We start from the raw sequence: 13,850 nt of genomic DNA on the forward strand, positions 1-13,850 counted from the left end.
GGCGGGCACCGGCTGCGTCGGGGTGACGGCGACGCCCCGGGCCAGCGGGAGGAAGGAGACCAGCAGCAGGGCCGAGCCCAGCGGGATCAGGTCCTTGTCGATGAACGGCGTGGCGAGGTCGGCCAGCACCAGGATCGGCGTCCACAGCTTGACCCGGCGCTGCACGGCGAGCAGGACGACCAGCACGAGCTGGCCGAGGTAGAAGGCGTAGGGCCCGAAGTCGTAGGCCAGCTGCGCGATGCCGGGCACTGTGCGCACGTCGTGAATGATCATGCTCATGCCGTAGTTGTCAGTGGCCAGAAAGCCGGCGACGAGGTCGATCGAGAACTGGGTGATCAGCGCCAGCGCCCCGAGGGTGCCGGCCGTGGCGCTCACCGTCGCGAAGGTCCGACCGCCAGCCATGCGGCGCATCTGCCAGAAGACCGAGATGAACGCGACGAGCGCGCCGAGGAACGCGAGGTGCCCGATGGTCCAGGCCGCGCCGGGACCACGGACACCGTCCAGGCCGTCGATCAGACGGACGATGCCGTAGCCCATGACCAGGACCGGGGCGGCGATGAATGCGGGGCGAAACTGCATTTGGTGACTCCTTGGGAAGTGTTCACGTCGGGTGTTCGACGTGATTGAGCCTGCCGTTTCGCCGTCGCGCGGACATCGCTCCGCCCGGCGATCTTGCCGCCCCCCGGCTTCTCCCCCGCACGCATGAGCTCCTCCCTCGCGCGGGCGAGTGAGATCGAAAGCTGGTGACCCAGGTCATAGCCGCGGCCTGTCAGGAATCGCGTCGCTGTCCGGTTCAGGAAGCGACCACCACCGAGACAGGAGTGCCACCATGAAGCACCGCATCGTCGTCCTCGGAGCGGGTTACGCCGGAGCCATGGCCGCCGGGCGCCTCGCCAAGCGGCTGCACCCCGACGACACCGAGATCACCGTCGTCAACGCCGACGCGGAATTCGTCGAGCGGGTCCGCATGCACCAACTCGCCATCGGGCAGGACCTCAAACACCGCCCGTTGAGCGAGCTCTACGCCGGCACCGGCGTCAAGCTTCGGTTGGCGCGGGTCACCGCCGTCGACGCCGACCGCAGCACCGTCGCGCTCGCCGACGACCACGGCACCGACGAGATCGCGTACGACACGCTCGTCTACGCCCTCGGCAGCACCGCCGCGGACCATGGCGTCCCCGGGGTCGCCGAGCACGCGTACGACATCGCCGGCAGGCGCTCGGCGCTGCGGTTGCGCGACCGCCTCGCCCACCTCGCGGCCGGCGGGACCGTGCTCGTCGTCGGCGGCGGCCTCACCGGCCTCGAAGCGGTCACCGAGATCGCGGAGACCCGGCCGGACCTCGATGTCGCGCTCGCCGCCCGCGGCGGTCTCGGTGACTGGCTCAGCGGCAAGGCGCAGCAGCACCTGCGCGGCGTCTGCGACCGGCTCGGCATCACCGTGCACGAGCACACCGACATCGCGCGGGTCGAGGCGACCGGTGCGGTCACCCGCGACGGTCGGGAGATCCCGGCCCAGGTGACGGTGTGGACGACCGGCTTCGCCGTCCACCCGATCGCCGCCGCCACGACCCTGGCGGTCGCGGAGACCGGGCAGATCATCGTCGACGACAGCATGCGGTCGGTCTCCCACCCCGAGGTGTACGCGGTGGGCGACGCCGCGATCGCCGCCGGACCGGGCGGCAAGCCGCTGCGGATGTCGTGCGCCTCGGGCATCCCGATGGCCTGGCAGGCCGCCGACGCCATCGCCGCGCGGCTGACCGGTCGAGCGAAGTTCCCCAAAGCCCCGCTGCGCTACTTCAACCAGTGCATCAGCCTCGGCCGCCGCGACGGCATCATCCAGTACGTGACCGCCGACGACCGGGCCAGGCCGGCCCTCCTCACCGGGAAGCTCGCGGCCCGCTACAAGGAGTTCGTCTGCACGGGCGCCGCCTGGAGCATGGCCCACCCGGTGCTGTACCCGGTGCGCCGCCACCGCGTCGTCGCGACCCGATCGGAGATCCGCACGGGCGTGTAGTGACCTGACCCCAGGGTGTGGCTCGGCCGGTCACCGTCGCACCGTCAAGGGCTGGCCGAGCGCGCGGTCCTGCGGAGATACCGCACCAACGGCCGCCGACCCAACTTCAACGCCGCGTTGGTGACCGCCTGGTCCCGTTGCAGGGAGAGCTCGGCGAACCGGGCGCGCACATCGGTCAGCGGTTGGTGTGGCGCCCAGACCGTCCGGAAGGCCCTGGCCTGGTCGGCCAGGGCCTGGTTGGTCGCAGCGGAGACGAATGCCACCTCGCTGCGGTGCGCTGCGCCGGAACTACTCGCGACCGAGGCCAGGCCAGCGGCCACCAGGGCGGCGATCGCAGCTTCCGTACCCAGCTCAGCGGAGGCCAGCCCGACGGCCCCCGAGGCACCCGCGATCACCGCCGACGAGACGGTGGTCAGAGTGTTCCAGCGTTGCCACCATGCGGCTTGTCTCCGCTGCAGCAGGGCCCAGCCCTCGTGCCGCTGTTCGAGCAACGAGGCTTCAGCGATGAAGACGGCGCGCTCCCGCTGCTCTCCATCCAGATGCGACATTCCTTCAGCGTCCGGCATCGTCAGGACCCTGTCCCCCGCAGTGTCGATCTCCGGACATAACCAGCGGCCGCAGGCGTGCGGCCCCGCTCCGCGTCGACCGGTGGGGTCGATGCGGAGCGGGACCGTCGACGGCCTACCCGTCAGAAACCGCTCCATTTCTTGGCCGAGCACTTCCAGGTCTTCCCGCCGTCCTGCGAGACGCAGAACACGAGGATCTTGCCGAGGATCGGCAGGTTGAGGCTGAAGAGGTGACCCCTGGTCTTCGCGTACACGACGCCGGACTTCTCGGCGATGTCGGCCAGGGCCCACCCGGGGTCCGGTCCGTCCACCGTCGCCACTCGGCGCAGCGACTCGACGTCCTCACCGTCGAGCAGCGTCTTGATCTCGTCCGCCGAGGGCTCACCCTCGCCGACCAGGGTATCCACGCTGTACGGGCCTTCGACGGCGACGCCATTGGCCTTCTCGAAGGCGGCCTTCGTCTCGCCCACCGTGGTGCCGCCGGCGAAGTCGAGGGTGCGGATCAGTTCGCCCGTCCGGCGCAGGTGCAGGCATTCCCAGACGGTCTTGCCCGACGCGACGCACATGGTCAGGCACCACTCCCGGCCGTCGGGGGTGGATGAGGCGAAGAGCAGGGAGGTCGCCGTCCCGCTGTCGCCCCTGCCGTCGTACGCCCCGTCGGCGAGGTCGGCCATGGTCGTGCCGAGGACGTCCCGGTTGCCCGGAATCGTGCCGACGACCTTGACGCCGTCGACCTCCTTACCGGTGGCGAGCGCTTCGAGCTGGTCGCCGGTGAGGTTCCGACCGCCGGTGTCGACGGCCAGCACCTTGTCCAGGTCGCCGACGGGCCGGCCGGTCAGCTCCTCGAATTGTTGCAGCATTGTCCCCGGAGCACCCTGGTGGTCGGTGATCGTCGTCCGGGCGTCACCCTCGGCGGCCTGCGACGGGGCGTACGAAGCGGTCAGTCCGACGATCAGGGCGGTCGTGACGATGGTGGCGCGCCTGGTGATGTCTCGCAGAGTTGTCATCGTGTCCTCATCTCGGTAATCGCTGTCGGCGGGGTCGGTCGGGCTACCAGCGACATGTGACCAGGTCGCCCACGTCGTTCGGGGACCCCCAGTCGCAGTGGTCGTCGATCCACTCACCGACCTCGCTGATCGTGTCCACGATCCAGGCGAACACCGACTTGATCGCGCCCCAGAGGCTGAAGTAGACAACCGTCGTCTCGGGTGTGCCGCCGGCCTCGTCGATGACGTCCTTTGTCGACATTGCGGCGTTCGGCTTCTCGATGATGTCCAGCACCCGTACGCCGGTGTCGTCCTTGCCGGCCAGCAGCGCCTCGACCTGCTCCGGGGTCCGCTCCTTGCCGTCGTCGACCGCCACGACCGCGCGGTCGATCAGCACCTCCCGGCTGCCGCTGACGGCTCGGGCGATGCCGGCGATCTCGCCCACCGTGAGGTCGTTGCCGAGCGCGGGCCCGGCGAACCGTCGGACCGACACGGCACCGGCCGGGTCGACCTGGATCTCATCGGCCGTGATCATGTCGTCCGCCGCGAAGGGCGCCCAGGCGAACGTCCACTGCCCGGCGAGGCAGCGGAACGGCCCGTACTCCCGGCCTTCGCGCGCTGTCTCGGTACCGACGACTTCGCCGCGGTCGTCGACGTGCTGGACCACGCAGTCGGCGCCCTTCTGCGGCGGCTTGATGGTCTGGGCCACGGCGGCGGAGGACATGGCCAGCACCGTCGCGCTGGCCACCCCGATCACCGCGAGGCGGTGTACCAAACGACTCATCGAACACTCCATTCCTGGTGCGGAAAGACTGGTGTCCGAAGAGTGCCGGGCCGCGCTGAAGCGGCCCGGAAACGGCGCAGAAAGCGGGGTACGTGGTACGTCAGTGGAGTCGGCTGGCGTCGAGCTGTTCGAGGTTGGCGCGGATCGAGTCGGCGTCGGCGTCGCCGAGTTCGTCGAGGATGACCAGGGCGCGCCGCCACGCGGTACGGGTGGCACCGAGGTCACCGAGTGCCCGGTGGCTGCCGCCGAGATTGACGTACGTGCTCGCTTCGGCGTACCGGTCGCGGACCTGCGTGAAGAGTTCGAGGGCGTGCTCGTAGCAGGTGATCGCTCGCCGGTCGTCCCCGAGCTGGTGATGGGCGTGGCCGAGGCTGTCCCAGGTGTCGGCCTGCCCCTGGACGTCGTCCACCTCCTGCAACATCCGCAGCGCCTCACCGCACGAGACAAGGGCACTGTGGTAGTTGCCGAGCAACGCCTCCTGCCAACCGGCCGCGTTGAGGGTGTACCCCTGCCCGGCCCGGTTTCCCGTCCCCCGGAACAGGGTCAGTGCCCGCCGGGAATGGTTGAGCGCCTGCTGGTGCTGGCCCTGCCGCTCCGCCAACTGACCGAGGTTCAGACAGGTGTGTGCGCGCCCGGCGTCGTCGCCGACGTCGGTGAACAGGTCGAACGCGCGCCGCAGGTGGTCGTCGGCCTCGTCGTACCGACGGAGCCGGGAGCAGGCGAGACCGAGGCTGCGGTGCGCGTGGCCCTGCCCTGCCTGATCCCCGATGCGGGACGCGGCGGCCAGCGCGATCCGCTGGGTGCCGAGCCAGTCCTGCCAGTGCCCTTGCCGGTGCAGGAAGCCGGCCATGGTCCAGGCGAGCCGCCAGGCGTGTCCCTCGAACCCGGATCGCGCGGCGAGCGGCACGGCGGCGAGCAGGACGGGGATCTCGGTGGTGAACCACGCCGCGGCGACGGACCGGCTCCTGGGGCGTTCCGGCAGCACACCCGCGCCGGGCGGCGGGAGGCTGATCGCGCTGAAGTGCGGGTGTAGTGCGAGGTCGGCGGCGTGGGCGGTGTGCAGGCAGTGGTCGAGCAGTCGGTGTACGGCCTCACGACGCTCGCCCGGCGGCTCAGCCTCCTCGGCGAGACCGGCGGCGTACGCGCGCAGCAGGTCGTGGAACGCGTAGCGCCCGTAGGTGTGCTCGGTGAAGAGATTCGCCCGGGTCAACTCGGTGAGCAGGGGGCCGATCGCTTGCCCGGTGACGTCGGCCAGGCTGGCCGCGGCCGGGGCGGACACATCCGGGCCGGGATGCAGGCTCAGCAGCCGGAACAGCCGGGCCGCGGGTGGGCTGAGTGTCCGGCACGACCAGGAGAAGACCGCCCGGACGTCAGTGGCCTCGTCACCGGCGTGGAAGGCGTCCAGGTCGCCCAGCTCGCCGGCGACGGCCGCCAACGAGAAGTGCCGGTTGGTGGCGGCTCTGGCCGCCACGATGGCCAGGGCGATGGGCAGCCGCGCGCAGCGGTCGGCGATGTCGTCGGCCGCCGCGGGTTCGGCGGCGACCTGACGTTCGCCGAGCCGGCGGACCAGCATGTCGCGGGCTTCGCCAGGACTCAGCAGGTCGAGGGGTACCGGTTGGGCGCTTTCGGTGACGACCAGTGGGAGGAGCTGGTCGCGGCTGGTGACGATGGCGAGGCAGTTCGGCGAGCCGGGCAGCAGCGGCCGGACCTGTTCCGCGTCGCGGGCGTTGTCCAGCACCACCAGCAGTCTCTTGCCCGCCACCGTCGTGCGGTACAAGCTCACCATCCTGTCCGGGTCGGTGGGCATCCGCGCCACCGGGACGCCGAGGGCCTCCAGGAAGCCGTGCAGCGCTCGCGTCGGTTCGGTCGGTGTGGCCGCCGGGTCGAAGCCGCGCAGGTTGACGTAGAGCTGCCCGTCGGGGAAACGCACGGCCGCCCGGTGCGCCCAGTGCACGGCGAGTGCGGTCTTGCCGACGCCGGCGGTCCCGGAGACCACGACGGCGCCGCCCCGGTCGACGAGCGCGTCGAGGGCGGCGAGCTCCGTGGCGCGTCCGGTGAATGTCGGTACGGGGGAAGGAAGCTGCGCCGCCACCAGCGTCGGAGCGGCCGTAACCGGTGCGGGTGCGGCGATCGCGGTGTCCTGGCGCAGGATGGCGCACTCCAGATCCCGTAGCCGCGGACCCGGGTCGATGCCGAGGTGCTCCCGCAGACTGTCGCGCAGCCGCCGGTACGTGGCGACCGCTTCCCCCTGTCGGCCGTCGCGGTACAGGGCGAGCATCAGCTGCGCGTGCAGGTGCTCGTCGAAGGGGTGCTGTCGGACGAGCCGTTCCAACCCGGGGACCAGCGCGGCGTGCTCACCGACGGACAACCGGGCTTCGGCGAGCGATCGTTCGGCCTCCAACCGCAGACGTTCCAGGTGCTCCGCCTGCTCCTCAAGCCAGGCCGATCCGGCCACGTCGGCCAGCGGTGGGCCCCGCCACAGCGCCACCGCGGCCGTCAGATGCTTCACCTGCTCGTTGCGGTCCGTTGACCGCCGGGCCAGCTCGATGAGGTGCTCGGCGGCCTGGACATCCGTGGAGTCCGGCCCGGTGTCGAGCAGATAACCGGGCTGGCGCGCCACGATCGAGCCGGGCTCGCCGAGCACCCCGCGCAGGTAGGAGACGTGACGCTGCAACGTGTTCGCCGCAGTGGCCGGTAGGTGGTCTCCCCAGACCACGTCGATGAGCCGGTCGACGCTGACCACCCGGCCCACGTGCAGCGCCAACGTCGCCAGCACCGCCTTGCGGCGCAGGCCGTTCACCGCCTGCGGACTGCCGGCGACGACCACCTCCACCGGCCCGAGCAGCCTGACGCGCACACCCGTGCCAGTTATCGAGATCACCGAATCAGGCTAAATCTCCAGCCCAGCAGGCTCGGTCTGTTCGTCGCGCAATGGACACGATCCACGGCCGGGCCGGGTGACGGTGGGCGTGGCGCAGACCTACCGCCACCCGGACGGGCTAGCCGGTGTACTTGCCGTTGCGGGTGTCCCCCGATGTGCCGTCGTAGAGCACCTTGCGGTAGCGGTGCACCGAACCCTTCTTGACCGCCTGCCAGTGGTACGACGCCACCTCGTAGTCGTGGTGCTTGTAGTAGTCACCGGCCGACTTGTAGTAGATCCGGTGCCGGGCATACCCGCCGCAGTTGGCGAGGTAGCTGTAGGAGTACATCTTCATTCCGCCGAAGTCGGACGAGTAGTACGTCTTCGCCGGGTGCCACACCGAGCCCGGATTCGGGTAGCCGGGCAGCTCGGCCCAGTTGTACGAGTTCCAGTACAGGTCCCAGCAGGTCATCACCGCCGACGCGGCCATGCCGCTCGACGTCGGCACGGCGAGATCGTCGACGACGACCACTGACGCGGCGATGGTCCGGTAGGCCAGCTCCGGTGGTGCCGGCGTGCCGGCCGGCGGTTCCGACAGCAGCTCCCGCGGCACCGGCACGGACTTCGGCGTGATGGTCAGGTACGTCTTCAGAATGCCCTGCTTGTCGTCGTACGCCAGGGGCGCGTTGCGGCCCATCTCCCCGTCCTGACGGATACCCCAGTCGCCGGACGCCACATCGCGGGAGAACACCACCCGTACGCCGTTCTGGTAGCCCAGCCGCGCCAGCTCGATCTCGCGGTCCACCGGCTCGTCGTCGTACACCTGGGCGTTTGACCCTGCGGCGGCGCTGGCCGGCGCGGCGTTCCACGCGGTCAGCGTCGGCAGGACGACCAGCACCGCGAGCAGTGCGCGTCCCGACAGCACTTTTGCCATCACAACTCCTCATCGGATCGATCCCGAGGCGTGGGCCCGGACGGGTCGCGCCTCTGTGTGCCTTCGACATCCTTTGCGGCGAGGTTCAGAGCGTCGTCAAGGTGGCGTCAATCGCGCCCTCGATTCGGTGTCGTAACGGCGACGTTCGCGTACGCGGGCCTGCCGGTGCGGCGCCAAATGAGAGATGACCCAGCTTCGACCAGAAGGCAGCCGATGAGCGCGACAGCGGATCAAGGGTTGAGCCGGCGGTGCACCCTCGTGGTCGGCGCGGCCGGCTACGGCAAGACGTTCGCCGTGCGAGGTTGGCTGGGCGACCGCCCGGTGCACTGGTGCGACGCGACGGACGTCGCGGCTCTGGCGACGGCCGGGCCGGAACACCTTGTCTCCCGGTGCGCCCGATCCGCGCTGGACCTGCCGGTCGACGAACCGAGCTGGGTCGTCCTCGACGACGTGCCACGACTGCCCCGCCGCCGGCTACAGGCGCTGCTGGACGGCCTCGAACGCCTCCCGCCGCAGCTCAGGGTGGTTCTCCTGACCCGTTATCCGCCGACCCTCTCCCGACGGCAGTCCGGGCTGCTCGCCGAGCACGGCCCGCCGGACCTCAGGCTCTCACTCGACCAGGTGACGGCCCTCGTCGCCGACCACGGCCTGACCGACCCGACGGTCGCGGCCCGGATCCACGCCGCGACCAGCGGTTGGCCGGCCCTGGTCACGCTGGCCGCGGGGGCGGCCGCTGCCGTCGGCGCGGACTGGGACGACCTGACCGGGCCGGGGACGCCACTGGAGACCCGTCTGCTGCACGACGTGTTCGCGGAGTTGGCGCCCGAGGTCCACCGGCTGGTGCGGGACGCGGCGCACCTCGATCCGTTTCACCCGGAGCTGTCCCGCCTGCTCGGGCACCGACACGGAGGTCATTTCCTGGACCAGCTGGCCCGCGCCGGCATTCTCGTCCCCGTGACGACGGACGGGCACGGGTACCGGATGGTGCCGGTCGTCGCCAGCGTCGCCCGCCGCCGGTTCCCGTTGACCCCGGCGGCGGTGCAACGCCTGCACGCGACGGCGGCACCCTGGTACGCCGAGCACGGGCTCCTGGTCCCGGCCCTCCGGTCGTACCAGGAATCGGGTGTTCCCGAGGCGGCGGCGCGGATCCTCGCCGACCACGGCGCGGCGCTGCTCGCCGCGGGCGGCGCCGAGGCCGTCGTGGGAGCCTTCCAGTCCCTGCCCGAGCACGCCCGGTCCGATCGTCTGCGGTTGCTCTACGGGGAGGCGCAGCAGATGCGCGGCGATTTCGAACCCGCACTCGCGGCGTACGCCGTGCTGGCCGATCGTCAGGACACCCTCACCGCCGGGCTCGCCTGGCGGTACGGCCTCGTGCACTATCTGCGCGGCGAACCGCACTCCGCCCTGGAGGTCTTCCAACGCGGTGCGCTCGACCCGCACCCGTCCACCGACAACGCCCGACTGCTCGCCTGGACCGCCGCCGCACAGTGGACCAGCGGGAACGCCGAGGCGTGCCAGGACAGCGCGGAACGGGCGCTCGCGGCGGCGACGGCGATCGGGGGTGACGCGGCGCTCGCCGCCGCGCACACCGCGCTCGCCCTGGACGCGAAACTTCGGGGTGACCGACCGGCTGCCGACGAACATCACGAGAAGGCGCTGCGGGCGGCCGAGGCGGCGCGCGACACCGTCCAGGTGACCCGCATCCGCGCCAACCGCGCGTCCGCCCTGGTCGGCGAGGGCCGATACCTCGAAGCCCTGGCGGAGGTGCGGCCCGCGGTGGAGTTGGCCCAGACCAACGGGTACGCCGCGATGCTCGCGCTGGCGCTCTGCAACGAGGCCTCGGCGCACTTCCACCTCGGTCAGCTCGCCGAGGCCACCGCGTGTTACGAACGCGCCGTACCACTGCTGCAGCGGATGGGGTCCCGCAAGGTGGCGTACCCGTTGGTGGGTATCGGCGACATTCACGCACTCCGGGGCCGTAACAACCTGGCCCGCGCCGCGTACGAGGAGGCGCTGCGCGCCAGCGAACCTGTCAACGATCTCCAGATCCAGGTGCCGGCGCTCGCCGGACTGGCCCGCGTGCTGGCCGCCGAGGACGGCGCGACGGCGTTCGCCCTGGCCCAACGCGCCGTCGAACTGGAGCGCGGCCCGGACTCGGCGACCGCCCGACTCGCGCTCGGCTGGGTGGCGTTGGAAATCGGCGACCGCACCCGGGCCGTGGAGGTGGCGCTGACGGCGTCCGCCGCCGCCCGCCTGCATCGTGACCGGGCGGCGCTCGCCGAGGCCCTGGAGCTTCGCGGGGCCGCCGCCACCGACAGCGACGACACCCGGCGGGCCTGGCGGGAGGCGGCCGCGACCCTACGCGACATCACGTCGGTCGTGGCCGCGGACCGACTCACGGTGCTGCTCAGCCGGCTGCCCGGGGCGGATCCTCAGGAGCGCGTCAACGCCCGGCTGGCCGCCGAGCGACTGGCCAGTGTCGGGGTGCCTGCGCCGACGCTGAGCCGGCAGGGCGCACGCCGCGTCGCACAGGTCACCGTCCGCACCCTTGGACGCTTCGAGGTGTACGTGGACGGAACACAGGTGGCGGCGACGGACTGGCAGTCACGGAAGGCGCGGGACCTGCTCCGGATCCTCGCCGCCCGGCGTGGTCGCGCGGTGCCCCGGGAGCAGCTTGGCGAGATGCTCTGGCCCGCCCAGGATCCGGGCCGGGTCAGTCACCGGCTGTCCGTGGCGCTGTCCACCCTCCGGGGCGTACTCGATCCGCAGCGCCGTAGCCCGACGGACCACTTCATCATCGCCGCGCACCCGAGTCTCGCCCTCGACGTCGGCCACCTCGAACTGGATGTCGAGGAGTTCCTCACCGAATCGGCGCACGGCCTCCGGCTGGCCGAGCTGGGGGAACCCGATGACGCCCGCGCCGCACTGCTCCTCGCCGAGCGGCGCTACCGGGGAGACTTCCTGGAGGACGAGCCGTACGACGACTGGTCCCGACCGACCCGCGAGGAGACACGCCGGGTCTACCTGCGAGTGGTACGCAAGCTGGCGTCGCTGGCACGTGGCGCCGCCGACATCGACGAGACCATCCGCCACCTCGGCCGCGCCCTCGAACTGGAGCCGCACGACGAGGGTGTGCACGGCGAGTTCATCCGGACACTGGCAGCGGCGGGCCGGCACGGCGAGGCCGCACAGGCGTACCGGCGCTATCAGGAGGCGATGTCCGCCATCGGCGTACCGGCCCGGACGCGAGACAAGCTGTGCGGCGCACAGGGGTGGTCGTAGGCTGATCTCTCGCCCACACGCCGTCAATGGGGAGCGCTGTGACCACACGTAGCGGCAAGGTGATCGCCGACCAGACCATCTCTGTCGACGGGTACTCGGCCGGGCTCAACCAGACCGAGGAACGCCCGTTCGGCGACGACGGTGGTGACGGCTGGGGTCGAGGGCTGCACGCCTGGATGTTCGACGCCGCCGACGAGAACCAGGCCGAGCTCGACCTGATCAAAGCCGCCTCGGCGGTCGTCATGGGGCGCAACATGTTCGGCCCCGTGCGTGGCCCCTGGGATCGGCAGTGGAACGGCTGGTGGGGTGAGGACCCACCGTTCCACAAGCCGGTGTTCGTGCTCACCCATCACGCGCGCGAGGCGCAGCCGATGGAGGGCGGCACCACCTTCCACTTCGTCACCGACGGAATCGAGTCGGCGCTCGCGCAGGCGCGCGCGGCGGCCGGTGACGGCAACATCCTCATCCACGGCGGCGCGACCACCATCAACCAGTACCTCGCCGCCGGCCTGGTCGACGAGCTGCGGCTGCACATCGTGCCCCTCACCCTCGGCTCCGGCGTGCGACTGTTCGACGGCGTCCCGCCGCAGAAACTCGAACAAATGACGTCGCGCGCGGCAACCTCGGTCCTGCACGTCACCTACCGCGTGCTCTCCTGAGCCGACGGAGGATGCGTTGTCTTCTATCGCGTCACTGACCCTGGTCCCCAGGGACAGCATCACCGAACTGGCCCGCCTGGCCCGCACATCGCCGTCGTCTTTCCACGCGTACCTGGCGGAACACGGGGGCAACGCGCGGCAGGAGTACGACTGGTCCGGCTACTGCATGCTCTACGTCCTGACCTATCTGGAGGAACGCGGCATCGACCTGGAGCAGCCGGAGTTCAATGCCGAGTCGGAGGCCATCAACAGCACCTACGGCCTGACCACGCTCATCACTCCAGCCCGGCGGTTGGTGGATCAGCTCGATCCCAGCGCACACCGCGAGGAGGAGTTGGTCGCCCACTTCGACGAGACGGGCATGGCCTTCGAGGAGAGCGGCCCGGCCGGTCTGGACACGCTGCGGCTGTTGCGCGACACCATCTCCGAACTCCGCGACGACCAGGTCTTGCTGATCAACATCGGCTGAGACCGACTGGGATCATGCCATCAGTCGAGGCAGCGGACATGGACGACGATGTGCTGAGGCTGACCGCCCGTGTCGCGGTGCAGGACCTCAAGCCCGACCCGGTGTCGGTCCGTTGAGACGGGATCGTCCTTCTTCCCGGCCAGGCAGGTCGGGTACGTACCGTCGTGGTGCAGTGTCCCGCCCACGTCCTGCCAGCTCTCGGCGATCACCGAGTAGGTCGTGTCGCCGTCGAGAGGGCGGCGAGCGGTCTCGTCCTCCTCGAAGGCGATGGACCTGGTCTGCTCGTTCGACCAGGTGACCACCCCGACGAGCAGCTCCGGCCGGGCGGTGTGCGGGTCGTCGGCGAGCCTGGCCGCTCCGAAGCCGCCGACCAGCCCTACGGTGACCAGCGCCAGGGAAAGTGCGATCGTTGCGAGGCGACGACGTGGCGCGAGAACGCCCGTGCGTCGTAGCACGTCAGCAGGTGCCACTGGCATGCCTGCAAGGTACGCGATCGGCGCCCACCGGGCTGGCCCAGAAGGTCGGGACCGATCCACACCCTGTCCGGTTGGTAATCGCGGGTGTCGCCGGTCAAGGCCGTGGTGGGCGGCGGTGCCGAACTGGTCGTGGCTGCGACGGCCGGCGCGGCAGGGGCCTAGCATCAACCGTGTGGTAGGCCTCGATCGCCGTGAAGCGTCAGCTTGAGAATTGTCGATGTCCGACTGTAGGTTCTCCCAGTGGGACGGCTAGCGGACCGGCACCGTGATCTCGCCGGGTGGTTGGTGACGCCGCTGTTCACCCTCGTAGCGGCTCCAGTGTTGGCCTGTTTCGTCGGGGTGTTGGGAAGCCTCGGGGACCACAACGGCCCGCCAGCGCTGTGCAAGGAGGATATGGCTGAAAACATGTGCGAGGAGACCAGCCTCGGGGTGGTCGGCGTACATGTGGTCATCTCGGGCGCCATGTGGTTGCTGCTCTGGGCTATCCCGTGGTGGCGAGGTCTTCGCACGGTGCGCGTTCTGCTGGCCGTGGCTGCGACCGTCGTTCTCGTACTCCTGCCAGTGCGGATGTTCAACTGGTTCTCGCACACCTGACAACCGCGCGTCGCCGCGTGGGCTGATCATCCGCGTGCTGGCCTACACCCGGCTGCGCTGGGATGAGTTGGCCGTTACATGGTGGGGCGGGCGGGACTCGACCGTTCGTGCCCCCTGGTGACCGGCGGGGGTACCGGCTACTGGCACGTTGATGGCACGGCGCATCGGATGAATCCCGCCTTCCGGTACGGTGACGCTCCACGGATCGCGCCCTTACCGTCGTAGG

12 protein-coding genes are annotated in these 13,850 nt (G+C 70.6%); 5 read left to right on the top strand and 7 right to left on the bottom strand.

Annotation, left to right across the window (positions count from 1 at the left end; genetic code table 11):
- The coding region (locus DLJ59_RS05930) for a hypothetical protein (RefSeq protein WP_124771498.1) at positions 1 to 579 on the bottom strand (579 nt) is incomplete at its 3' end.
- A 250-nt stretch (positions 580 to 829) separates the two neighbouring features.
- Here DLJ59_RS05930 and DLJ59_RS05935 point away from each other — a divergent pair.
- Positions 830 to 2,014 carry an NAD(P)/FAD-dependent oxidoreductase gene (locus DLJ59_RS05935; protein ID WP_124771499.1) on the top strand — a complete coding sequence of 395 codons (1,185 nt, stop codon included), beginning with the start codon at positions 830 to 832 and terminating at the stop codon, positions 2,012 to 2,014.
- A gap of 44 nt (positions 2,015 to 2,058) precedes the next feature.
- On the opposite strand, the gene DLJ59_RS05940 is transcribed toward DLJ59_RS05935, so the two are convergent.
- From DLJ59_RS05940 to DLJ59_RS05960, 5 genes are all read right to left on the bottom strand, one after another.
- Positions 2,059 to 2,562: a hypothetical protein gene (locus tag DLJ59_RS05940; protein ID WP_124771500.1), complete on the bottom strand. Its 504-nt coding sequence runs from the start codon at positions 2,560 to 2,562 to the stop codon at positions 2,059 to 2,061.
- Between the two features lie 140 nt (positions 2,563 to 2,702).
- Entirely contained in the window at positions 2,703 to 3,587 is an 885-nt protein-coding gene (locus DLJ59_RS05945; protein WP_124771501.1) for a hypothetical protein, read from the bottom strand.
- 43 nt (positions 3,588 to 3,630) lie between these two features.
- Complete coding sequence (locus tag DLJ59_RS05950; protein ID WP_124771502.1) at positions 3,631 to 4,350, bottom strand: hypothetical protein; 720 nt, start codon at positions 4,348 to 4,350, stop codon at positions 3,631 to 3,633.
- Positions 4,351 to 4,450: 100 nt separating this feature from the next.
- Positions 4,451 to 7,231 (bottom strand): AfsR/SARP family transcriptional regulator, encoded by a 2,781-nt coding sequence (locus tag DLJ59_RS05955; protein WP_244235844.1) that lies wholly within the window; start codon positions 7,229 to 7,231, stop codon positions 4,451 to 4,453.
- A 118-nt stretch (positions 7,232 to 7,349) separates the two neighbouring features.
- Complete coding sequence (locus DLJ59_RS05960) at positions 7,350 to 8,144, bottom strand: hypothetical protein (protein WP_124771503.1); 795 nt, start codon at positions 8,142 to 8,144, stop codon at positions 7,350 to 7,352.
- 213 nt (positions 8,145 to 8,357) lie between these two features.
- Between DLJ59_RS05960 and DLJ59_RS05965 the strand changes: the two genes are divergently transcribed.
- Genes DLJ59_RS05965 through DLJ59_RS05975 form a run of 3 tightly spaced genes read left to right on the top strand, consistent with a single transcriptional unit; the run spans position 8,358 to position 12,554 of the window.
- Positions 8,358 to 11,426, top strand: coding sequence for a BTAD domain-containing putative transcriptional regulator (locus DLJ59_RS05965; RefSeq protein ID WP_158630788.1), 3,069 nt, complete (start codon positions 8,358 to 8,360; stop codon positions 11,424 to 11,426).
- 38 nt (positions 11,427 to 11,464) lie between these two features.
- Positions 11,465 to 12,085: a dihydrofolate reductase family protein gene (locus DLJ59_RS05970; protein WP_208648567.1), complete on the top strand. Its 621-nt coding sequence runs from the start codon at positions 11,465 to 11,467 to the stop codon at positions 12,083 to 12,085.
- A gap of 16 nt (positions 12,086 to 12,101) precedes the next feature.
- Positions 12,102 to 12,554 (top strand): hypothetical protein, encoded by a 453-nt coding sequence (locus tag DLJ59_RS05975; RefSeq protein ID WP_124771506.1) that lies wholly within the window; start codon positions 12,102 to 12,104, stop codon positions 12,552 to 12,554.
- Between the two features lie 20 nt (positions 12,555 to 12,574).
- On the opposite strand, the gene DLJ59_RS05980 is transcribed toward DLJ59_RS05975, so the two are convergent.
- Positions 12,575 to 13,030, bottom strand: coding sequence for a hypothetical protein (locus DLJ59_RS05980; protein WP_124771507.1), 456 nt, complete (start codon positions 13,028 to 13,030; stop codon positions 12,575 to 12,577).
- Between the two features lie 393 nt (positions 13,031 to 13,423).
- Here DLJ59_RS05980 and DLJ59_RS05985 point away from each other — a divergent pair, with 393 nt between their 5' ends.
- Positions 13,424 to 13,624, top strand: coding sequence for a hypothetical protein (locus DLJ59_RS05985; protein WP_124771508.1), 201 nt, complete (start codon positions 13,424 to 13,426; stop codon positions 13,622 to 13,624).
- The last annotated feature ends 226 nt before the right edge of the window (positions 13,625 to 13,850 follow it).

Origin of the sequence: Micromonospora inaquosa (genome assembly GCF_003857055.1) — a bacterium.
In the GTDB taxonomy this organism is placed as follows: Bacteria; Actinomycetota; Actinomycetes; order Mycobacteriales; family Micromonosporaceae; genus Micromonospora; species Micromonospora inaquosa.